This window comes from Streptomyces sp. NPDC096205, assembly GCF_044763135.1.
Classification (GTDB): Bacteria; Actinomycetota; Actinomycetes; order Streptomycetales; family Streptomycetaceae; genus Streptomyces.
Genome location: NZ_JBIWFS010000008.1, coordinates 352782 through 374929, shown reverse-complemented (window position 1 = coordinate 374929; position 22148 = coordinate 352782). Strand labels below are relative to the sequence as shown.

Sequence of the window (22148 nt, the reverse complement as noted above, 5' to 3'; positions counted from 1 at the left end):
TCAGGCCCCTACGGTCTCGCCCTCGGCGATGCGCACCCCGCGCGCCCAGTCGGCGGCCTTCATCGGCTTCTTGCCCTGGGCCTGCACCCACAGCAGCTCCACACCGTACGAGCCGGTGCCGACGTGGACGCTGTTCTTGCCGACGGCGAGCTGCCCGGGCGTGAGGTCGGTGCGGTCGGGCGCCAAGGCGGTCTGGATGAGCTTCAGGCGCTCGCCGCGGAAGGTCGTCCAGGCGCCGGGCGCGGGAGTGCAGCCGCGTACGACCCGGTCGACGCGCAGCGCGGGCGCGGCCCAGTCGACGCGCGCGTCCTCGACGGTGATCTTCGGTGCGAGGGAGATGCCGTCGGCGGGCTGCGGTACGGCCTTCAGGCTGCCGTCCTCGATGCCGTCCATGGTCGCGGCGAGCAGTCCGGCACCCGCGAAGGCGAGCCGGGTGAGCAGATCGCCGCTGGTGTCGGTGGGGCGGATCGACTCGGTGACGGTGCCGTAGACGGGCCCGGAGTCCAGCCCCTCCTCGATCTGGAAGGTGGACGCGCCGGTGATCTCGTCGCCCGCCATGAGGGCGTGCTGCACGGGCGCGGCGCCGCGCCAGGCGGGCAGCAGGGAGAAGTGCAGGTTGACCCAGCCGTGCGCCGGGATGTCGAGGGCGACGCGCGGCAGCAGGGCGCCGTAGGCGACGACGGGGCAGCAGTCGGGCGCGATCGCGCGCAGCCGCTCCAGGAACTCCGGGTCGCGCGGCTTCACCGGCTTCAGCACCTCGATGCCGGCCTCCTCCGCCCGCTCGGCGACGGGGCTCGCGATCAGCCGGCGTCCCCGCCCGGCCGGCGCGTCCGGGCGCGTGACGACGGCGGCCACCTCGTGCCGCCCGGAGGCGAGCAGGGCGTCCAGGGCGGGAACAGCGACCTCGGGGGTACCGGCGAAGACGAGCTTCATGGGTGGGTTCGGGCCTCTCGGGCGGGGGTTGACGCGGGCAGCGCACCCGTCGGACGCGGGCAGCGCACCCGTCGGACACGGGCAGCGCACCAGTCTATGGCGCCGGGCTCCCCGCGCACGCGGGCCTGTGGGGGCGTATGCATATGCCCTTGCGCCCCCACCCCGTGACCAGCGGAGCGCAGGCGCGTTGGTCAAGAAAGAGTTGACCACTACGGGCCGCTTCGCGGCCCGATCCTTTCTCCTCAACGCCGGTTCGAGAGGCTTGTTCATGGCCGACCACGCAACCCACGACGCCCAGGCTCGGGCCAGCCTGCACTTGCTGGTGCGGGACATCGAGCGGGTCCGCCGGCAGGTGGACGCACTGCGCACCCTCACCGCCCAGTTGGGCAACGTCTACCGCCCGCGCCGCTCCGGCCCGTCCACGGGCTTCGTCGTCTACGGACGCGCCCCCGCCCCCACGGTCCGCCTCGCCCAGGAACTGCGGGACAGTGTCGAGACCCTGGTCACCGCCGCGGTCGACTTCGACCGCTCGCTCGGCTTCTCCTGGGACGCGGTGGGCTCCGCACTCGGCGTCACCAAGCAGGCGGTGCACCGCCGTTACGGCTCCCGCCGCGCCGCCACCCAGGCCGCCGCCGAGGCCGAGCGCACGCAGGAGCCGTCGGGCACCCGCACGGTCAACGTCACCAGCCTCCCCACGCCGACGGTCCCCACGGTCCCCGCGGCCCGCTCCATGCCGACCCAGCCGACCGCGGGCAGCCCGTCGCTGCGCGACGACTCCCGGCCTTCCGCCGTCCCCGGCCCGCGCAACGGCTGAACCTCCTTCCGCGACTGCCCTCCTGGTGAACACCCGCCGGGAGGGCAGCGGCACGCTCGGCGGGCGTACCTCGTGAACGCGCCTTGGTGAGCGCACCTGAGGGCGCGGGGAACTGCGCGACAAGCCACGACGAACCGGCAGCCGCACCATCCCCGACCACCCGAGCTCTTAGGCCCATCGACGCACCTTGCCCCCCGGAACCGCTCGGCCACGAAGGCCCCGGCCCCCGGCGGGCAGCCGAAACCTCACCCGATGTCCGGCGGGTCGATGCGCACCCGCACCGGCTCCCCACTGCCCGCCCCCCGGGCCATCCGTGCCGCCTGCGCGGCCTTCAGCGCGGCCGCCAGCGCCGCGCCGCTGCCGGGCGGGACACGGACCAGCGCGCGGTCCCACTGCTCGCCGGGTGGCGGTGCGCCGGGCCGTCGGGGGCGTCCGGGCGGGGTGACGGCGAGCGGCACCGGTCCCAGCACCTCGGCGTCGCCGGGCAGGCCGGCGGTGGCGAGGAAGTCGGCGACCGCCTCGGGGACGCCGGAGACCGCGGCCATCCGGGAGACCGGCGGGAAGCCCAGTTCGGCCCGCTCCGCGAGTTCACGCACCGCGTGCCCGACGGGGTCCCACCGCACCAGTGCCTGTACGGGCCGCAGGGTGGGGTCGGCGACCACGACGACCGTGCCGTCGGCCGACCGGTCCCGCACCAGGGACGCCGCCGCGATCCACCGCCGCAGCGCGTCCTCCCCGGCGCGCAGGTCGGGCCGCCCGAGCATCGCCCAGCCGTCCAGCAGCAGGGCCGCGGCATAGCCGCCCTCGGCGACCGGCTCGGCGCCCGGCGTGCTCACCACCAGCGCGGGCGTCCCCGGCACGGTGTCCAGCACATGCTCGCGCCCCGAGGTGCGCACCGGCACCTTGGGGAAGGCGCGCCCCAGCTCCTCGGCGGTGCGCCGGGCGCCGACGACCTGCGCCCGCAGCCGGAAGGACCCGCACTCCGGGCAGTGCCAGGAGCTCTCCTCGCGGCCGCACCAGCCGCACACCAGCGCCCCGCCGTCCCGTGCCTCCAGCGGCCCGGCGCAGTGCCGGCACCGGGCGGGCGTACGGCACTGCGCGCAGGCCATCCGCGGTACGTAGCCGCGCCGTGGCACCTGCACCAGCACGGGTCCGTGCCGCAGCCCGTCGCGGACGGCCTGCCAGGCGAGGCTGGGCAGCCGGGCGGCCCGCGCGGCCTCGTCCCGGGCCAGGTCCTGGTCCCCGACGGTCCGTACCAGCGGCGTGAGCGCCCGGACCCGCTCGCGCGTGGCGACGAGCGGCTTGGCCCAGCCGCTCTCCACGAGCTGCGCGGCCTCCACCGTGCAGCTCAGGCTGCCGAGCAGGAAGCCGCACCTGTCCTGCGCGGCGCGCAGCAGCAGCACCTCGCGCGCATGGGGCTGCGGGGCGTGCAGTTCGCTGTGGCTGTCGTCGCCGTCGTCCCAGATGGCCACCAGACCGAGGTCCTGGACGGGCGCGAACATGGCGGCCCGCGTGCCCACGACGGCCCGCACGGAGCCGCGCCGCACGGCGAGCCACTCCCGGTACCGCTTCTCCGGCCCCGCGTCCGCGGTGAGCAGCGCGTGCCGCCCCGCACCGAGCAACTCGGTCAGCGCGGCGTCGACCCGCGCGGCGGCCCGCCCGTCCGGTACGACGACCAGCGCGCCGCGCCCGGAGGCGAGCGTCGCGGCGACGGCCCGGGCGAGCTCCTCGCCCCACTGAGGCCCGGGCAGGGCGTTCCACACGGCCCGTGGAGATCCTCCGGAGGCCAGTGCCTCCAGGAAGGCGCCCCCACGCTCGTACCGCGTCCACGGCCCCGGCTGCGGCCGTGGAGGCGGCGGCAGCGGCGCGGGCGAGGGCCGCTGCTCGGCCCGGGCACTGCGCGGCGGTACGGCGAGCTGCAGCACATCGGCGAGACTGCCCGCGTACCGGTCGGCGACGGCCCGGGCGAGCCCGAGCAGCTCCTCACTCAGCACGGGCTCCGGCGACACGACCTGGGCCAGCGCGGCCAACGGCCCGGAGTAGTCGGACTCGGCCCGCCGCTCGACGAGGAACCCGTCGATCAGCCCGCCGCCCTCACGCCGCCCGTCGCGCACCCGATGCCGCCCGGCCCCGAACCGCACCCGTACCCGCACCCCGGGCTGCGCGTCGGCGTCCAGCTCCTCGGGCACGGCGTAGTCGAAGTACCGGTCGAGGTGCAGCACGCCCTTGTCGACCAGCACGCGGGCGACCGGCAGTTCCTTGGCCAGTGCGGCCCCCCGCCAGGTGCGCGGCTTCGCGCGCGGCGCCTTGGCGTTGCGCACGCTCTCCCGGATCAGCGCAAGCTGCTCGGGCGGCGCCCCCTCGGCCCCGCCGCTCACCGACCCGTTCTCCCCGCTCACGCTTGCATTCTTACCAAACGCCACTGACAGCGGCGCCACGACGGGAGAGGGAAAGGTGCCTCCCGAGATCAGGTCGGCAGCGGGTCGCAGGAACTCAGAATCACCGCACGCGCGAAGCGCACTCCACCGAAGGAACCGCGGCCTGCGCACCGGGAGGCGCCCTCAGCGTAGAGATCGTCCAGGTGGCGCGCCAGCCCGTTTACGCGACGAGGCCCGGCGCCCCCGAAGGGATGCCGGGCTTCGGTGCAGCCGTGGCCGGCCTTACAGGCCGGCCGCCTTGCGCAGGGCGTCCACGCGGTCCGTGCGCTCCCAGGTGAAGTCGGGGAGCTCGCGGCCGAAGTGGCCGTACGCGGCGGTCTGGGCGTAGATCGGGCGCAGCAGGTCGAGGTCGCGGATGATCGCGGCCGGACGCAGGTCGAAGACCTCGTCGATGGCCTTCTCGATCTTCTCGGTCTCGACCTTGTGGGTGCCGAAGGTCTCGACGAACAGACCGACCGGCTCGGCCTTGCCGATCGCGTACGCGACCTGGACCTCGCAGCGGGAGGCCAGGCCGGCCGCCACCACGTTCTTCGCGACCCAGCGCATGGCGTAGGCGGCGGAGCGGTCGACCTTGGACGGGTCCTTGCCGGAGAAGGCGCCGCCGCCGTGGCGGGCCATGCCGCCGTAGGTGTCGATGATGATCTTGCGGCCGGTGAGGCCGGCGTCGCCCATCGGGCCGCCGATCTCGAAGCGCCCGGTCGGGTTGACCAGCAGGCGGTAGCCCTCGGTGTCGAGCTTGATGCCCTCGTCGAGCAGCGCCTTCAGCTCCGGCTCCACGACGAACTCGCGGATGTCGGGAGCGAGGAGGGACTCCAGGTCGATGTCCGACGCGTGCTGCGAGGAGACGACGACCGTGTCGAGGCGGACGGCCTTGTCGCCGTCGTACTCGATGGTGACCTGCGTCTTGCCGTCGGGGCGCAGGTAGGGGATGGTGCCGTTCTTGCGGACGTCGGACAGCCGCTTGGACAGGCGGTGCGCCAGGAAGATCGGCAGCGGCATCAGGGTGGGCGTCTCGTCGGACGCGTAGCCGAACATCAGGCCCTGGTCGCCGGCGCCCTGGCGGTCCAGCTCGTCGTCGTCGCCCTCGACACGGTTCTCGTACGCGGTGTCGACACCCTGCGCGATGTCCGGGGACTGCGAACCGATCGACACCGACACACCGCAGGAGGCGCCGTCGAAGCCCTTCTTCGAGGAGTCGTAGCCGATCTCCAGGATCTTCTCCCGGACCAGCTGCGGGATCGGCGCGTAGGCCTTGGTCGTGACCTCGCCGGCCACGTGCACGAGGCCGGTGGTGATGAGGGTCTCGACGGCGACACGGGACGTGGGGTCCTCGCGCAGCAGCGCGTCGAGAATGGTGTCGCTGATCTGGTCAGCGATCTTGTCGGGGTGACCCTCGGTCACGGACTCCGAGGTGAACAGGCGACGGGACACAACGCTCCCTGGGTTTGCAGCGGCTGCTGGCTGATCATGGGCGGACGGGCTGGGGGCTGCGCCCGGCGTCGTCCGAGAACAGTTTATCGGTCGCGCTCGGCCACCGGCTCACGTGTCTCGCCTCTCGGGAGCGCTGTGACCTGCGGCACGGGCATTCTGCCCAATCCCGAGCGGCATTGGCCAGGGGCGCCACGCGCCAAAGTTGCGTGGCCGACGGGCGCCCTGAAGCGTATGAGGCGCTCAGCGAAGGCGTTCGGCCACAAGATCCCACACGGTTTCGGCCAACGCCTCCTTCGGCCCGTGCGGTACGGCGGTCTCGGAGCCGTCGGCGCCGAGGACCACGGCCTCGTTCTCCTCCGACCCGAAGGTCTTGCGCTCCCCCACCTCGTTGACGACGAGCAGGTCGCAGCCCTTGCGCTCCAGCTTGGCGCGGCCGTTGGCGAGGACGTCGTCGGTCTCGGCGGCGAAGCCGACGACCACCTGTCCGGGCAGGGCGCGCTCGGCGGAGATCTCGGCGAGGACGTCGGGGTTGCGCACCAGCACGATCGGCTCGGGCTCCTGGCCGTCCTTCTTCTTGATCTTCCCGGAGGCGTAGGCCGCGGGCCGGAAGTCGGCGACGGCCGCGGCCATCACCACCGCGTCGGCGTCGGCGGCCGCCTTCAGCACGGCCTCGCGCAGCTGCACGGCGGTGCCGACCTGGACGACGTCCACACCCGCCGGGTCGGAAAGGGCGGTGTTGGCGGCGATCAGGGTGACGCGGGCGCCGCGGGCGGCGGCGGCGCGGGCGAGGGCGTAGCCCTGCTTGCCGGAGGAGCGGTTGCCGAGGAAGCGCACCGGGTCCAGGGGCTCGCGGGTGCCGCCGGCGCTGACGACGACATGGCGCCCGGCGAGGTCCGGTTCGGTGACCCCGCGGGCCAGGACCCGGCGGCAGACCTCGAAGATCTCGGCCGGGTCGGGCAGCCGGCCCTTGCCGGTGTCGACGCCGGTGAGGCGGCCGACGGCCGGTTCGACGACGACGGCGCCGCGGCGGCGCAGCGTGGCCACGTTCTCCTGGGTGGCCGGGTGCTCCCACATCTCGGTGTGCATGGCGGGCGCGAAGACCACCGGACAGCGGGCGGTGAGCAGGGTGTTCGTCAGCAGGTCGTCGGCGAGGCCGTGGGCGGCCTTGGCGAGCATGTCGGCGGTCGCGGGGGCGACGACGACCAGGTCGGCGTGCTGCCCGATGCGGACGTGCGGCACCTCGTGGACGGCGTCCCAGACCTCGGTGGAGACGGGGTTGCCCGACAGGGCCGACCAGGTGGCCTCACCCACGAAGTGCAGGGCAGAGGCGGTGGGCACGACCCGGACGTCATGGCCGGACTCGGTGAGCCTTCTGAGCAGCTCGCACGCCTTGTAGGCGGCGATGCCACCGCTGACCCCCAGAACGACCTTCGGCTTGTCCACCGTCACTCCCCGGACTCGGAAACGCACAACCCCGTACCACCCCATGACACACCACAGGCCCGGCGGACACACCGCCGGGCCTGTGGAAAAGTCAGCTGCAAGCTGCTGATATTACTGCGCCGGGCCCTCGACGGCCTCGGACGTCAGCAGACCCGCGTTGATCTCGCGCAGGGCGATCGAGAGCGGCTTCTCGTGGACGTGGGTGTCGACGAGGGGACCGACGTACTCGAGGAGGCCCTCGCCGAGCTGCGAGTAGTACGCATTGATCTGGCGGGCCCGCTTGGCCGCGTAGATCACGAGGCTGTACTTCGAGTCGGTGGCCTCGAGGAGCTCGTCGATCGGCGGGTTGATGATGCCCTCGGGCGCGGAGATGGAAGAGGACACGCTCTACCTTCCGATGGATGGGAAAGATGCAGATTCAGCGAGGGTGACCGGAAACGATCACACAACATCCATCAAGGCTAGCAGCTCACGCGCCACATCCTCGACGGAGGTGTTGACCAGGGTCTCGTGGAACTCCGGCTCGGCCGCCAGTTCGACCTTCGCCGCGTCCAGTCGCCGCTCGATGACCTCGGGCGGCTCGGTGCCCCGGCCGGTGAGCCTGCGCACCAGCTCCTCCCAGGAGGGCGGAGCCAGGAACACCAGCTGGGCCTCGGGCATCGACTCGCGGACCTGCCGGGCACCCTGGAGGTCGATCTCCAGGAGGACGGGCTCGCCCGACTCCAGGCGCTCCAGCACCGCGGCGCGCGGGGTGCCGTAGCGGTTGCCGGCGAACTCGGCCCACTCCAGCAGCTCGCCGTTGGCGATCAGCTTGTCCATCTCCTCGTCGGTGACGAAGAAGTAGTGGACACCATGCTGCTCGCCCGGGCGGGGCTTGCGGGTCGTCGCCGACACCGAGAGCCAGACCTCGGGGTGTTCCTTGCGCATATGAGCGACGACCGTGCTCTTGCCGACCCCGGAGGGGCCGGAGAGCACGGTCAGCCGCGGACGTTCACTCATGCAGCGATTATTCCAGCAATCGCGGGGTGCCCGGGACGTCGGTCCCGAGAGCCCCGAACGTCAGGAACCGGTGCTGCCGAACTCGCGCTCCAGGGAGGCGATCTGGTTGGACCCGAGACCACGCACGCGGCGGCTCTCGGAGATGCCGAGTCGCTCCATGATCTGCTTGGCGCGGACCTTGCCCACGCCCGGCAGGGACTCGAGCAGGGCGGAGACCTTCATCTTGCCGATGACGTCGTTCTCCTGGCCCTGCTTGATGACCTCGTGAAGGGAGGCGCCGGAGTGCTTGAGTCGATTCTTGACCTCGGCCCGCTCCCGGCGAGCCGCGGCGGCCTTTTCGAGCGCGGCTGCGCGCTGTTCGGGGGTAAGGGGCGGAAGAGCCACGCCTACGTCACCTCGGATGTCGAACTGTCGGATACGGACCGGTGAGGAACCTAGTCGCCCCACACCTGGGGAGCCACGAGCAACACGCTTGCCCGCTCTCTCGTCGGAGACTAGCGGTCAAGTCCGCCAGAGTCAGCGAGAACAGAGGAAAAGTCCTGGTCAGCCTCTGTCAGGACAGGATATTTCAGACATACTGCCCCGGATTTGAGAATGTATCCAGGCTCAAGTCCGTCCCGGACCGCTCATCCGACCCCTCGAACGCGCGTCCAGGCGCACTCAGCCGGCCGCGACCGCCGACCGGATCTCCTCCGCGAACCGGTCCGCGGCCGCCCGCAGCGCGCTGACGTCGGGACCCTGCCGCAGCACCCCCCGACTGACGTTCGGCACTACATTGCGCACGGCCGCCCCGAACACCCGCGGAAGGTCCGCCGGAGTCGCCCCCTGGGCCCCGATGCCCGGCGCGAGGAGCGGACCGTTGATGTCCAGGTCGTACGACGACAGGTCGCCCAGCGTGGCGCCGACCACCGCGCCGAAGGAGCCCAGCGGCTCCTCCCCCGCGTTCTCGGCGGCCAGGTGCCGCAGCATGGTCGCGCCGATGTTCCTCCCGTCGGCGCGCACCGCGTGCTGGACCTCGCCGCCCTCCGGGTTGGAGGTCAGCGCGAGCACGAACAGACCCGCGCCGGCCTCCCGGGCCATCGCGACGGCCGGGCTCAGCGAGCCGTAGCCGAGGTACGGCGACACCGTCAGCGCGTCCGAGAACAGCGGCGAGTCCTTGCGCAGGAAGGCCTCGGCGTAGGCGGCCATGGTCGAGCCGATGTCGCCGCGCTTGGCGTCCATCACGACCAGGGCACCGGCCGCGCGGGCCTCCTCGACGGACTTCTCCAGGACGGCGACCCCGCGCGAGCCGAAGCGCTCGAAGAACGCGCTCTGCGGCTTGAGCACGGCGACCCGGTCGGCCGTGGCCTCCACGACGGTACGGCTGAACCGCTCCAGGCCCGCCACATCGTCGTTCAGGCCCCACTCCGACAGGAGGGAGGCGTGCGGGTCGATGCCCACACACAGCGGGCCGCGCTCGTCCATGGCGCGGCGCAGTCGGGCACCGAAGGGCTCGAGGGGGCTCATGCCGGTCATCGGGGCTTCCTCACGTCGGCGCCGACGGCGTCGGCGAGGGTGGCGTAGGGGCTCTGGCGCAGACGGGCGGCGAGGCCCTTGTGGATGGCGCGACTGTAGAAGGGGCCCTCGTAGATGAAGGCGCTGTAGCCCTGGACCAGCGTGGCGCCGGCCAGGATGCGCTGCCAGGCGTCCTCGGCGTTCTCGATGCCGCCGACGCCGACCAGGGTGAGCCGGTCGCCCACGCGCGCGTAGAGGCGGCGCAGCACCTCCAGGGAGCGGGCCTTCAGGGGCGCGCCGGACAGGCCGCCGGTCTCCTTGACCAGAGAGGGTTCGGATTTCAAACCGAGGCCCTCGCGGGCGATGGTGGTGTTCGTGGCGATGATCCCGTCCAGGCCCAGCTCGACCGCGAGGTCGGCGACGGCGTCGATGTCCTCGTCGGCGAGGTCCGGCGCGATCTTGACCAGCAGCGGCACCCGGCGCGTGGTGACCATCCGATCGGCGGCCTCGCGTACGGCGCTCAGCAGCGGGCGCAGCGCCTCGGTGGCCTGGAGGTTGCGCAGGCCGGGCGTGTTGGGCGAGGAGACGTTCACGACCAGGTAGTCGGCGTACGGCGCGAGGCGCTCGGCCGACTTCACGTAGTCCAGGACCGCCTCGTCCTCGGGGACGACCTTGGTCTTGCCGATGTTGACGCCCACGACCGTCCTGAAGACCGGGTTGCGGGAGGCCAGGCGGGCGGCGACGGCCAGCGAGCCGTCGTTGTTGAAGCCCATGCGGTTGATCAGCGCCCGGTCGGCGACCAGGCGGAACAGCCGCTTCTTGGGGTTGCCCGGCTGCGGCTCGCCGGTGACCGTGCCGATCTCGACGTGGTCGAAGCCCAGCATCGACATCCCGTCGATCGCCACCGCGTTCTTGTCGAACCCGGCCGCGAGTCCGAAGGGGCCGTGCATGCGCAGCCCGAAGGCCTCCGTGCGCAGCTCCTTGTGACGGGGCGCGAGGACGGCCGCGACGAACGTGCGCAGCACCGGGATGCGGGCGGCGAGGCGGATCCAGCGGAAGGCCAGGTAGTGGGCCTTCTCGGGGTCCATGCGCTTGAAGAGGAGGTTGAACAGAAGCTTGTACATGGTGTCGGTCCTCATGAAGAGGGGGACACCGTTTCCGGTGTCCCCCTCTTCGGCTGCTAGTCGCGGGCCGCGGTCAGGTGTTCGGCGTGTTCCTGGAGCGATCGGACGCCCACGTCCCCGTGGTTGAGGGCGTCGATGCCCTGGACGGCCGCGGCGAGCGCCTGGACCGTCGTCAGGCACGGCACCGACCGTGCCACGGCCGCCGTACGGATCTCGTAGCCGTCGAGGCGGCCGCCGGTGCCGTACGGCGTGTTGACGATGAGGTCGACCTCGCCGTCGTGGATGAGCTGGACGATGGTCTTCTCGCCGTTCGGGCCGGTGCCCTCGGACTGCTTGCGCACGACCGTGGCGTTGATGCCGTTGCGCTTGAGGACCTCGGCGGTGCCGGAGGTGGCGAGCAGCTCGAAGCCGTGGGCGACCAGCTCGCGCGCCGGGAAGATCATCGAGCGCTTGTCGCGGTTGGCGACCGAGATGAACGCGCGGCCCTTGGTGGGCAGCGGGCCGTAGGCGCCGGCCTGCGACTTGGCGTACGCCGTGCCGAAGACCGAGTCGATGCCCATGACCTCGCCGGTGGAGCGCATCTCCGGGCCGAGGACGGTGTCCACACCGCGGCCGTGGATGTCGCGGAAGCGCGACCACGGCATCACGGCCTCCTTGACCGAGATCGGCGCGTCCAGCGGCAGCTCGCCGCCGTCGCCGTTGGCCGGGAGCAGGCCCTCGGCACGCAGCTCGGCGATGGTCGCGCCCAGCGAGATACGGGCGGCGGCCTTCGCCAGCGGCACCGCGGTCGCCTTGGAGGTGAAGGGGACCGTGCGCGACGCGCGCGGGTTGGCCTCCAGGACGTAGAGAATGTCGCCGGCCATCGCGAACTGGATGTTGATCAGGCCGCGCACCCCGACACCCTTGGCGATGGCCTCGGTGGAGGCGCGCAGGCGCTTGATGTCGAAGCCGCCGAGGGTGATCGGGGGCAGGGCGCACGCCGAGTCGCCGGAGTGGATGCCGGCCTCCTCGATGTGCTCCATGACGCCGCCGAGGTAGAGCTCCTGGCCGTCGTAGAGCGCGTCGACGTCGATCTCGATCGCGTCGTCCAGGAACCGGTCGACGAGGACCGGCCGGGAGGGGCTGATCTCGGTCGACTCGGCGATGTAGCTGGCCAGGCGCGTCTCGTCGTAGACGATCTCCATGCCACGGCCGCCGAGGACGTACGACGGGCGCACCAGGACCGGGTAGCCGATCTCGTCGGCGATGGCCTTGGCCTCGGCGAAGGTGGTGGCGGTGCCGTGCTTGGGGGCCGGCAGGCCCGCCTCGGCGAGCACGCGGCCGAAGGCGCCGCGGTCCTCGGCGGCGTGGATGGCCTCCGGGGAGGTGCCGACGATCGGCACGCCGTTGTCCTTCAGCGCCTGCGACAGGCCCAGCGGGGTCTGGCCGCCGAGCTGCACGACGACGCCCGCGATCGGGCCGGCCTGCGCCTCCGCGTGGACGATCTCCAGCACGTCTTCCAGCGTCAGCGGCTCGAAGTACAGGCGGTCGGAGGTGTCGTAGTCGGTGGAGACGGTCTCCGGGTTGCAGTTGACCATCACGGTCTCGTAGCCCGCCTCGCTCAGCGCGAAGGAGGCGTGGACGCAGGAGTAGTCGAACTCGATGCCCTGGCCGATGCGGTTCGGGCCGGAGCCCAAGATGATGACGGCCGGCTTCTCGCGCTGCGCGACCTCGGTCTCCTCGTCGTAGGAGGAGTAGAAGTACGGCGTCTTCGCGGCGAACTCGGCGGCGCAGGTGTCGACCGTCTTGTAGACCGGGCGGACACCGAGGGCGTGCCGGACCTCGCGGACGACGTCCTCGCGCAGGCCGCGGATCTCGGCGATCTGCTGGTCGGAGAAGCCGTGCCGCTTGGCCTCGGCGAGCAGCTCGCGGGTCAGCTCGGGCGCCTCGGCCAGCTCGTCCGCGATCTCCTTGATGAGGAAGAGCTGGTCGACGAACCAGGGGTCGATCTTCGTGTACTCGAAGATCTCCTCCGGGGTGGCGCCCGCGCGGATGGCCTGCATGACGGTGTTGATGCGGCCGTCGGTGGGGCGGACGGACTCGCGCAGCAGCGTGTCCTTGTCGCCCGCCTCGCCGACGAAGGTGAACTGGCTGCCCTTCTTCTCCAGCGAGCGCAGCGCCTTCTGGAAGGCCTCGGTGAAGTTGCGGCCGATGGCCATGGCCTCGCCGACCGACTTCATGGTGGTGGTCAGCGTGGAGTCGGCCTGCGGGAACTTCTCGAACGCGAAGCGCGGGGCCTTGACGACCACGTAGTCGAGCGTGGGCTCGAAGGAGGCCGGGGTCTCCTGCGTGATGTCGTTCGGGATTTCGTCGAGGGTGTAGCCGACGGCGAGCTTTGCGGCGATCTTGGCGATCGGGAAGCCGGTCGCCTTGGAGGCGAGGGCGCTCGACCGGGAGACACGCGGGTTCATCTCGATGACGATCACGCGACCGTCCTCGGGGTTCACCGCGAACTGGATGTTGCAGCCGCCGGTGTCGACGCCGACCTCGCGGATGATCGCGATGCCGACGTCGCGCAGCACCTGGTACTCGCGGTCGGTGAGGGTCATCGCCGGGGCGACGGTGATCGAGTCACCGGTGTGCACGCCCATCGGGTCGAAGTTCTCGATGGAGCAGACGACCACGACGTTGTCGTGCTTGTCGCGCATCAGCTCCAGCTCGTACTCCTTCCAGCCGAGGATGGACTCCTCCAGGAGCACCTCGGTGGTCGGGGAGAGCGTGAGGCCCTGGCCTGCGATGCGGCGCAGCTCCTCCTCGTCGTGCGCGAAGCCGGAGCCGGCGCCGCCCATGGTGAAGGAGGGGCGCACGACGACCGGGTAGCCGCCGAGCGTCTCGACGCCCGCGAGGACGTCGTCCATGGAGTGGCAGATGACCGAGCGGGCGGACTCGCCGTGCCCGATCTTCTTGCGGACCTCCTCGACGACGTCCTTGAAGAGGTCGCGGTCCTCGCCCTTGTTGATGGCCTCGACGTTGGCGCCGATCAGCTCGACGCCGTACTTCTCCAGCACACCCTGCTCGTGCATGGAGATCGCGGTGTTCAGGGCCGTCTGGCCGCCCAGGGTGGGCAGCAGGGCGTCGGGGCGCTCCTTGGCGATGATCTTCTCGACGAACTCGGGGGTGATCGGCTCGACGTAGGTGGCGTCGGCGATCTCCGGGTCGGTCATGATCGTCGCCGGGTTGGAGTTCACGAGGATGACCCGAAGGCCCTCGGACTTCAGGACCCGGCATGCCTGGGTGCCGGAGTAGTCGAACTCGGCGGCCTGGCCGATGACGATCGGGCCGGAGCCGATGACCAGGACGGACTGGATATCGGTGCGCTTAGGCACGCTGGCCCTCCATGAGCTTCACGAAGCGGTCGAACAGGTACGCGGCGTCGTGGGGACCCGCGGCCGCCTCGGGGTGGTACTGGACGCTGAAGGCCGGCTTGTCGAGGAGCTGGAGACCCTCCACCACGTTGTCGTTGAGGCAGACGTGGGAGACCTCGACGCGGCCGAAGGGGGTGTCGGTCGCCTTCTCGAGCGGGGCGTCGACGGCGAAGCCGTGGTTGTGCGCGGTGATCTCGACCTTGCCGGTCGTACGGTCCTGCACCGGCTGGTTGATGCCGCGGTGGCCGTACTTCAGCTTGTAGGTGCCGAAGCCGAGCGCGCGGCCGAGGATCTGGTTGCCGAAGCAGATGCCGAACAGCGGGGTGCCCCGCTCCAGGACGGCTCGCATCACGGAGACCGGGTGGTCGGCGGTGGCCGGGTCGCCGGGTCCGTTGGAGAAGAACACGCCGTCGGGGTTCACCGCGTACACGTCCTCGGCGGTCGCCGTGGCGGGCAGCACGTGCACCTCGATGCCGCGCTCGGCCATGCGGTGCGGGGTCATGCCCTTGATGCCGAGGTCGACGGCGGCGACGGTGAACTTCTTCTCGCCGATCGCGGGGACGACGTACGCCTCCTTGGTGGCGACCTCCGCCGACAGGTCCGCGCCCTCCATCTCGGGGGCCTGGCGGACCTCGGCGAGCATGGTGCCCTCGTCCGGCAGGGCGTTGCCGGAGAAGATGCCGACGCGCATGGCGCCGCGCTCGCGCAGGTGGCGGGTGAGGGCGCGGGTGTCGACGCCGGAGATGCCGACGACTCCCTGCTGGCGCAGCTCCTCGTCCAGCGAGCGCCGGGAGCGCCAGTTGGAGGGCACGCGCGCGGGGTCGCGCACCACGTAGCCGGCGACCCAGATGCGCTGGGACTCGGGGTCCTCGTCGTTGACGCCGGTGTTGCCGACGTGCGGGGCCGTCATCACGACGACCTGGCGGTGGTACGAGGGGTCGGTGAGGGTCTCCTGGTAGCCGGTCATACCGGTGGAGAACACGGCCTCGCCGAAGGTCACCCCCACGGCCCCGTAGGCGCGGCCGCGGAAGGTCCGGCCGTCCTCCAGGACGAGTACGGCGGGAACCTTCGTTCCCCTTGTGGAGGTCGTCATCGTTCGGCGCCTTCCGTGCTGTTGGATTCGATCATGGAGTTGAGGGTGGCGACCCACTCGTTGTGCTCGGCCGCGTGGTCGGAGCGGAACCCGGAGTCGAGCAGCTTGCCGCCGTGCGCCCAGGTCACCACGAGCAGTCCGCCCTCGGTGAGGACCTTGCCGGCGATGCCCTTGTCGAGCCGGGCCTCGCGCAGCGCCTCACGGGGGACGAAGAAGTCCGTCGCTCCCGGTCGTACGACGTCCAGTCCCGCGTCGGTCAGCGTGAGCTCGGCCCTGCTGCGGGTGCCCAGGCCGTGCGCCACGATGCGGTCGAGCCACTGACCCGCGGTGGTGGAGCCGTGGTAGCGGCCGCTCAGCTTCAGTTTCACCGGGCCGGTCGACTCCGGCGCGCTGGGCAGCTCCGGCAGGTCGCTCTGGAGCGTGCCGCGCCACTTCCAGCCCTCGCGCATCAGCCAGTAGACGAGCGCGACGAAGAGCGCGAGCCCGATCACCCAGCCGAGCCGGGCGGCCCAGTCGGTGACCTCGGCCGATTTCTTCTCGGCGGCCAGCAGGATTACAGGTGTCACGTGAGCTTCCCGTCGACGAGGGTGGCCTTGCCCCGCAGCCACGTGTGCGTGACACGGCCCGGCAGCTCACGCCCCTCGTACGGAGTGTTGCGGCTGCGGGAGGCGAAGCCCGCGGGGTCCACCTGGCCACGGTATTCCGTGTCGACGAGCGTGAGGTTGGCGGGCTCACCAGCCGAGACGGGACGTCCGTGGCCCTTCGCCTGCCCGATCCGGGCAGGCTTGAAGGACATCCGGTCGGCGACCCCGGCCCAGTCCAGCAGGCCCGTCTTCACCATCGTCTCCTGGACCACTGACAACGCGGTCTCCAGGCCGACCATGCCCATCGCGGCGGCGGCCCACTCGCAGTCCTTGTCCTCGTGCGGGTGCGGGGCGTGGTCGGTGGCGACGATGTCGATCGTGCCGTCGGCGAGCGCCTCGCGCAGCGCCATCACGTCACGCTCGGTGCGCAGCGGCGGGTTGACCTTGTAGACGGGGTTGTAGCTGCGCACCAGCTCGTCGGTGAGGAGCAGATGGTGCGGGGTGACCTCGGCGGTGACGTCGATGCCGCGGGACTTGGCCCAGCGGACGATCTCGACGGAGCCGGCGGTCGACAGGTGGCAGATGTGCACGCGCGAGCCGACGTGCTCGGCGAGGAGCACATCGCGGGCGATGATCGACTCCTCGGCGACGGCCGGCCAGCCGCCCAGGCCCAGCTCGGCGGAGACGATGCCCTCGTTCATCTGGGCGCCCTCGGTCAGCCGCGGCTCCTGCGCGTGCTGGGCGACGACGCCGCCGAAGGCCTTCACGTACTCCAGCGCGCGGCGCATGATCACGGCGTCGTCGACGCACTTGCCGTCGTCGGAGAAGACGGTGACCCCGGCGGCCGACTCGTGCATGGCGCCCAGCTCGGCGAGCTTCCTGCCCTCCAGGCCGACGGTGACGGCGCCGATCGGCTGCACGTCGCAGTAGCCGTGCTCCTGGCCGAGCCGGTAGACCTGCTCGACGACACCGGCGGTGTCGGCCACGGGGAAGGTGTTGGCCATCGCGAACACGGCGGTGTAGCCGCCGGAGGCGGCCGCGCGGGTGCCGGTCAGGACGGTCTCGGAGTCCTCGCGGCCCGGCTCGCGCAGATGGGTGTGCAGGTCGACCAGGCCCGGCAGCAGCACCTGGCCGGCCGCCTCGACGACCACGGCGTCCTCGGCGGACAGGCCCTGGCCGACCTCGGCGATGATCTCGCCGTCGATCAGGACGTCCTGCGCCTCGCCGCCGAGCACCTTCGCACCACGGATAAGGATCTTGCTCATGTCTTACTTCTCCTCGGTGGTGCGGGCGTGGGTGACGGCGGGCTCGTTTCCGCCGAGCAGCAGATACAGGACGGCCATCCGGATGGACACGCCGTTGGCGACCTGCTCGACGACGGTGCAGCGGTCGGAGTCGGCGACCTCGGCGGTGATCTCCATGCCGCGGACCATCGGGCCGGGGTGCATCACGATGGCGTGCTCGGGCAGCCGCGCCATGCGGTCGCCGTCCAGGCCGTAGCGGCGCGAGTACTCGCGCTCGGTGGGGAAGAAGGCGGCGTTCATCCGCTCGCGCTGCACGCGCAGCATCATCACCGCGTCGGACTTGGGAAGCGTCCTGTCCAGGTCGTACGACACCTCGCACGGCCAGGTCTCGACGCCGACCGGCACCAGGGTGGGCGGGGCGACCAGGGTGACCTCGGCGCCGAGGGTGTGCAGCAGGTCCACGTTGGAGCGGGCGACCCGGCTGTGCAGGACGTCGCCGACGATCGTGATGCGCCTGCCCGACAGGTCCTGGCCGAGGCCGGCGTCCCGGCCGACGAGGCGGCGGCGCATGGTGAAGGCGTCGAGCAGCGCCTGGGTGGGGTGCTGGTGGGTGCCGTCACCGGCGTTGATGACGTGGGCGTCGATCCAGCCCGAGGTGGCCAGGCGGTACGGCGCTCCGGAGGCGCCGTGCCGGATGACGACGGCGTCGACACCCATGGCCTCCAGCGTCTGGGCGGTGTCCTTCAGGGACTCGCCCTTGGAGACGCTCGAACCCTTGGCGGTGAAGTTGATGACGTCCGCCGACAGCCGCTTCTCGGCGGCCTCGAAGGAGATACGCGTGCGGGTGGAGTCCTCGAAGAAGAGGTTCACGACGGTGCGGCCGCGCAGGGTCGGCAGCTTCTTGATCGGCCGGTCGGCGACCCGGGCCATCTCCTCGGCGGTGTCGAGGATCAGGACGGCGTCGTCGCGGGTGAGGTCGGCGGCCGAGATGAGATGACGCTGCATCTGTCAGGCTCCGTAAGGCAGTGATCGGGATCCGGGGGTCCTGGGGGATGCCCCCAGAGGGCGCAGCAGGGCAGAGCGGCGCAGCTGCGGGCACGCCGAAGCGGGCCCTGCGCCTGACTGGCTACTGGGCGGCCGGCTTCACACCGAGCAGCACGGTGTCGCGACCGTCCTCCTCGGCGAGCTGGACCTTGACCGTCTCCCGCAGCGACGTGGGGAGGTTCTTGCCGACGTAGTCGGCGCGGATGGGCAGTTCGCGGTGGCCGCGGTCGACGAGGACCGCGAGCTGCACCGCGCGGGGGCGCCCGATGTCGTTCAGGGCGTCGAGTGCGGCGCGGATGGTGCGGCCGGAGAAGAGCACGTCGTCGACGAGGACGACGAGCTTGCCGTCGATGCCGTCGCCGGGGATCTCCGTGCGGGCCAGCGCGCGCGGCGGGTGCATGCGCAGGTCGTCGCGGTACATGGTGATGTCCAGCGAGCCGACGGGGACCTTGCGCTCGGTGATCTGCTCCAGCTTGACCGCGAGCCGCTGGGCGAGGAAGACGCCGCGGGTCGGGATGCCGAGGAGCACCACGTCGTCGGCGCCCTTGGCGCGTTCGACGATCTCGTGGGCGATGCGGGTCAGTACCCGCGCGATGTCAGGGCCTTCGAGAACGGGCCGTGCATCGGACGCTTGCGCATCCTGGTTCTTGTCGTTCTTGTCCATACGAAACGGACCTCCTTCTCCGCCTCACGGGACGGACCTTAAAGGACGTCGAGATTGCGCCATCCACCGTAGCAGGCCCCGGGGGCACCTCGCGTCACCCCCTTGGCCCAATGGGCCCCCACGACCATGGAAGAGCCGGTGCGGACCATTCGGCTTGACGCAGCAGAGTAACGCTGCGTAACCTCACAGTGAGTTACCAGCCGCGCGGCACGGAAACCAAGCCGGCCGCGTCGACCCAGTGCCGGGGAGCTATATGTCCAGCGAATACGCCAAACAGCTCGGGGCCAAGCTCCGGGCCATCCGCACCCAGCAGGGCCTTTCCCTCCACGGTGTGGAGGAGAAGTCCCAGGGGCGCTGGAAGGCCGTCGTGGTCGGTTCGTACGAGCGCGGCGACCGTGCCGTGACCGTGCAGCGCCTCGCCGAGTTGGCGGATTTCTACGGCGTGCCGGTGCAGGAGCTGCTTCCGGGCACGACCCCGGGCGGCGCCGCCGAGCCCCCGCCGAAGCTGGTCCTGGACCTGGAGCGGCTGGCCACGGTGCCGGCCGAGAAGGCGGGCCCCCTGCAGCGCTACGCGGCGACGATCCAGTCCCAGCGCGGTGACTACAACGGCAAGGTGCTGTCGATCCGCCAGGACGACCTGCGCACCCTCGCCGTCATCTACGACCAGTCCCCGTCGGTCCTCACCGAGCAGCTGATCAGCTGGGGTGTCCTGGACGCGGACGCGCGGCGCGCGGTCTCCCACGAGGAGAGCTGAGCGCTCCGCCACTTGAGCAGAAACGTACCGCCGGGGTGGTGGGACCGTACGGGTCCCACCACCCCGGCGGTGTTTTGTGTGCGCTGGTGACGCTGCGGGGGACGGCATACCAGCTGCGAGGAACGGCATACCAAAGGGGCGCGGGGAACTGCGCGACCAGCCACGGACTACCCGCGGCCGCCGGCGTTCCCCAGCGCCCCTTGGCTGATGCGCCGCTGCCTACCCTCGGCGGAGCTGCGGCTTGAGCTCCTTCAGACGGCCGAGGAGGCCGTTGACGAACGAGGGCGACTCGTCCGTGGAGAACTCCTTGGCCAGCTGCACCATCTCGTCGAGCACCACGGCGTCCGGCGTCTCGTCGACCCAGATCAGCTCGTACGCACCCAGGCGCAGGATGTTGCGGTCGACGACCGGCATCCGGTCGAGCGTCCAGCCGACCGAGTACTGGGCGATCAGCTCGTCGATGCGGGTCGCGTGCTCGGCGTACCCCTCGACCAGCTGCATCGTGTACTCGCTCACCGGCGGCTGCCGGGTGTCGGCCCGGGAGAGCCGGATCCAGTCCGCGAGGACCGTCAGGACGTCGGCGCCGCGCTGGTCGCCCTCGAAGAGGATCTGGAAGGCGCGCTTGCGGGCCGTGTTGCGGGCAGCCACGGTTAGCTGTTCACCCGGCCGAGGTAGTCGCTGGTGCGGGTGTCGACCTTGATCTTCTCACCGGTGGTGATGAAGAGCGGGACCTGGATCTGGTGGCCGGTCTCCAGGGTGGCGGGCTTGGTGCCACCGGTGGAGCGGTCGCCCTGGACGCCCGGCTCGGTCTCCTGGATCGTCAGCTCGACGGCGGCCGGCAGCTCGACGAAGAGCACCTCGCCCTCGTGCTGGGCGACCGTGGCCTCGAAGCCCTCGATCAGGAAGTTCGCGGCGTCGCCGACGGCCTTGCGGTCGACCATGAGCTGGTCGTAGGTGTCCATGTCCATGAAGACGAAGTACTCGCCGTCCATGTACGAGAACTGCATGGTGCGCTTGTCGACAGTGGCCGTCTCGACCTTGACGCCGGCGTTGAAGGTCTTGTCGACGACCTTGCCGGAGAGCACGTTCTTGAGCTTGGTGCGCACGAAGGCCGGGCCCTTGCCGGGCTTGACGTGCTGGAACTCGACGACGGACCAGAGCTGGCCGCCTTCGAGCTTGAGCACCATGCCGTTCTTGAGGTCGTTCGTGGAAGCCACGGTTGCGGAATCTCCTGGACTGACGTGGACGACCCCGGGGCAAGCGCCTACAGCGCGAGCAGCTCCTTGGTCGTGATGGTGAGTAGCTCGGGTCCGCCGTCCGCCTCAGGGCGTACGACGAGCGTGTCATCGATCCGGACGCCGCCCCGGCCCGGGAGGTGGACCCCCGGTTCGACGGTGACCGGCACGCAAGCGTCCAGTTTACCCATGGCCGCGGGGGTCAGCTGAGGGTCCTCGTCGATTTCGAGTCCCACGCCGTGACCGGTGAGCGGTGGGAGGCCTTCCGCATAGCCCGCCGAGTCCAGTACGTGGCGTGCCGCGCGGTCCACGTCACGGTACGCGGCGCCCGGGACCAGGCTCTCCCGTCCGGCGCGCTGGGCGGCGAAGACGAGGTCGTACAGCTCGATCTGCCAGTCCGCCGGGGTGGTGCCGATGACGAAGGTGCGGCCGATCTCGCAGCGGTAGCCGCGGTAGGTGGCGCCCAGGCAGACCGAGAGGAAGTCGCCCTCCTCGACGCGGCGGTCGGTGGGGCGGTGGGCCCGGCGGCCGGCATGGGGGCCGGTGGCCACGGAGGTGGGGAACGCGGGGCCGTCGGCGCCGTGGTCGACCAGGCGGCGTTCGAGTTCGAGCGCGAGGTGGCGTTCGGTGCGGCCGACGAGGATGGACTCCAGCAACTCGCCGAGCGCCTGGTCGGCGATCTCGGCGCCGATGCGGAGGCAGGAGATCTCCTCCTCGTCCTTGACGACCCTCAGCTGCTCGACGGCTCCGCCGAGGTCGGCCAGGCGGAGGTCGGGCGCCACGGAGCGGAGGGCCCGGTGCCGGGCCACGGTGAGGTGGTGCTCCTCCACGGCCAGGGAGTCGGCGCCCTGGCTCTGCGCGAGGTCGGCCGCGGCCACCGCGGCGTCGCCGGTGAGGACGGGCAGCGTGTGCACGCGCAGCGCCTCGTCGGGGCGGCCGTCGGAGGGGCGGTCGTCCGGGGGGCCGGTGCAGACGAGGAGGTCCTCGTGCTTTCCGAGGAGGAGTACGGCACCCTGCGGGGCCGCGCCCGCGAGGTACCGCACATTGGCGGGCCGGGAGATCAGCGCCGCCGCGCTGCCGGCCGCGTTGCAGCGCTCTCTTAGCCGCGTTCGGCGTGATGCGTGCACCTCTGACATGAACCGAGCGTACGAGGGGTGGCCGAATGTCGCCGGTCGGGACAGCCATACGGGGTCGGGCGGGGGTCGCCGCTTCTGCCGGTGGGCGGGCTGGGCGCCGGGGGGGTGCCGGCTCTGGCGGTGGGTGGGTTCGGCACCGGTGGGGCGCTGCCTGAGCCGGTGGGCGGGCGCGGGGCCGATTTGGGTCTGCTGCTGCCGGTGGGCGGGTTCCATGCCGGTGGCGTGGGCTGCTGCCGGTGGGAGGCCTCCGGGCCGTGCGGGGTCGCCGCTACCGCCGGTGGACGGCCTCGGCGCCGGTGGGGCGGTGCCTGCGC

The 22148-nt window shown here is 71.5% G+C and carries 20 protein-coding genes; 2 read left to right on the top strand and 18 right to left on the bottom strand.

Annotated elements, in window-relative coordinates; genetic code table 11:
- Positions 1-933, bottom strand: coding sequence for a methionyl-tRNA formyltransferase (gene fmt, locus ACIQ6Y_RS29060; RefSeq protein WP_404043171.1), 933 nt, complete (start codon positions 931-933; stop codon positions 1-3).
- A 268-nt stretch (positions 934-1201) separates the two neighbouring features.
- Here fmt and ACIQ6Y_RS29055 point away from each other — a divergent pair, with 268 nt between their 5' ends.
- The gene (locus ACIQ6Y_RS29055) at positions 1202-1747 is read left to right on the top strand and encodes a hypothetical protein (RefSeq protein ID WP_404043169.1); all 546 of its coding nucleotides are present in this window, start codon (positions 1202-1204) and stop codon (positions 1745-1747) included.
- 245 nt (positions 1748-1992) lie between these two features.
- On the opposite strand, the gene ACIQ6Y_RS29050 is transcribed toward ACIQ6Y_RS29055, so the two are convergent.
- The 14 genes from ACIQ6Y_RS29050 to pyrR form a co-directional block, all read right to left on the bottom strand.
- Positions 1993-4146: a primosomal protein N' gene (locus tag ACIQ6Y_RS29050; RefSeq protein ID WP_404043167.1), complete on the bottom strand. Its 2154-nt coding sequence runs from the start codon at positions 4144-4146 to the stop codon at positions 1993-1995.
- A 261-nt stretch (positions 4147-4407) separates the two neighbouring features.
- Positions 4408-5616 carry a methionine adenosyltransferase gene (metK, locus tag ACIQ6Y_RS29045; RefSeq protein WP_404043165.1) on the bottom strand — a complete coding sequence of 403 codons (1209 nt, stop codon included), beginning with the start codon at positions 5614-5616 and terminating at the stop codon, positions 4408-4410.
- 240 nt (positions 5617-5856) lie between these two features.
- A complete protein-coding gene (gene coaBC / locus ACIQ6Y_RS29040) occupies positions 5857-7059 on the bottom strand; it encodes a bifunctional phosphopantothenoylcysteine decarboxylase/phosphopantothenate--cysteine ligase CoaBC (protein ID WP_404043163.1) in 1203 nt (400 codons plus the stop codon).
- A gap of 111 nt (positions 7060-7170) precedes the next feature.
- Positions 7171-7443, bottom strand: a complete 273-nt coding sequence (gene rpoZ / locus ACIQ6Y_RS29035) for a DNA-directed RNA polymerase subunit omega (RefSeq protein ID WP_003988945.1) — start codon at positions 7441-7443, stop codon at positions 7171-7173.
- Positions 7444-7500: 57 nt separating this feature from the next.
- The gene (gene gmk, locus ACIQ6Y_RS29030; RefSeq protein ID WP_404043161.1) at positions 7501-8058 is read right to left on the bottom strand and encodes a guanylate kinase; all 558 of its coding nucleotides are present in this window, start codon (positions 8056-8058) and stop codon (positions 7501-7503) included.
- A 60-nt stretch (positions 8059-8118) separates the two neighbouring features.
- Entirely contained in the window at positions 8119-8442 is a 324-nt protein-coding gene (locus ACIQ6Y_RS29025; protein WP_003977346.1) for an integration host factor, read from the bottom strand.
- Positions 8443-8718: 276 nt separating this feature from the next.
- Positions 8719-9564 carry an orotidine-5'-phosphate decarboxylase gene (gene pyrF / locus ACIQ6Y_RS29020; RefSeq protein WP_404043384.1) on the bottom strand — a complete coding sequence of 282 codons (846 nt, stop codon included), beginning with the start codon at positions 9562-9564 and terminating at the stop codon, positions 8719-8721.
- Between the two features lie 5 nt (positions 9565-9569).
- The gene (locus ACIQ6Y_RS29015) at positions 9570-10676 is read right to left on the bottom strand and encodes a quinone-dependent dihydroorotate dehydrogenase (RefSeq protein WP_404043159.1); all 1107 of its coding nucleotides are present in this window, start codon (positions 10674-10676) and stop codon (positions 9570-9572) included.
- Positions 10677-10732: 56 nt separating this feature from the next.
- On the bottom strand, positions 10733-14041 hold the full coding sequence (gene carB, locus ACIQ6Y_RS29010) for a carbamoyl-phosphate synthase large subunit (RefSeq protein ID WP_404043157.1): 3309 nt from the start codon (positions 14039-14041) through the stop codon (positions 10733-10735).
- Positions 14034-15173 (bottom strand): glutamine-hydrolyzing carbamoyl-phosphate synthase small subunit, encoded by a 1140-nt coding sequence (gene carA / locus ACIQ6Y_RS29005; protein WP_404043155.1) that lies wholly within the window; start codon positions 15171-15173, stop codon positions 14034-14036. The genes carB and carA overlap by 8 nt, the downstream gene beginning before the upstream one ends.
- Entirely contained in the window at positions 15170-15739 is a 570-nt protein-coding gene (locus ACIQ6Y_RS29000; protein ID WP_404043153.1) for a hypothetical protein, read from the bottom strand. Before ACIQ6Y_RS29000 ends, carA begins: the two co-directional genes overlap by 4 nt.
- Entirely contained in the window at positions 15736-17022 is a 1287-nt protein-coding gene (locus tag ACIQ6Y_RS28995) for a dihydroorotase (RefSeq protein ID WP_404043151.1), read from the bottom strand. The genes ACIQ6Y_RS29000 and ACIQ6Y_RS28995 overlap by 4 nt, the downstream gene beginning before the upstream one ends.
- 3 nt (positions 17023-17025) lie before the next feature.
- Positions 17026-18006 carry an aspartate carbamoyltransferase catalytic subunit gene (locus tag ACIQ6Y_RS28990; protein WP_404043149.1) on the bottom strand — a complete coding sequence of 327 codons (981 nt, stop codon included), beginning with the start codon at positions 18004-18006 and terminating at the stop codon, positions 17026-17028.
- 121 nt (positions 18007-18127) lie between these two features.
- A complete protein-coding gene (gene pyrR / locus ACIQ6Y_RS28985; protein ID WP_404043147.1) occupies positions 18128-18709 on the bottom strand; it encodes a bifunctional pyr operon transcriptional regulator/uracil phosphoribosyltransferase PyrR in 582 nt (193 codons plus the stop codon).
- Positions 18710-18962: 253 nt separating this feature from the next.
- Here pyrR and bldD point away from each other — a divergent pair, with 253 nt between their 5' ends.
- Complete coding sequence (gene bldD / locus ACIQ6Y_RS28980) at positions 18963-19463, top strand: transcriptional regulator BldD (RefSeq protein WP_071364425.1); 501 nt, start codon at positions 18963-18965, stop codon at positions 19461-19463.
- A 219-nt stretch (positions 19464-19682) separates the two neighbouring features.
- Here bldD and nusB read toward each other — a convergent pair whose 3' ends face one another.
- Genes nusB through ACIQ6Y_RS28965 form a run of 3 tightly spaced genes read right to left on the bottom strand, consistent with a single transcriptional unit; the run spans position 19683 to position 21834 of the window.
- Positions 19683-20111 (bottom strand): transcription antitermination factor NusB, encoded by a 429-nt coding sequence (gene nusB / locus ACIQ6Y_RS28975; protein ID WP_404043145.1) that lies wholly within the window; start codon positions 20109-20111, stop codon positions 19683-19685.
- 2 nt (positions 20112-20113) lie between these two features.
- Entirely contained in the window at positions 20114-20680 is a 567-nt protein-coding gene (gene efp, locus ACIQ6Y_RS28970) for an elongation factor P (RefSeq protein ID WP_404043143.1), read from the bottom strand.
- A 47-nt stretch (positions 20681-20727) separates the two neighbouring features.
- Entirely contained in the window at positions 20728-21834 is a 1107-nt protein-coding gene (locus ACIQ6Y_RS28965; protein ID WP_404043141.1) for an aminopeptidase P family protein, read from the bottom strand.
- Positions 21835-22148: the final 314 nt, after the last annotated feature.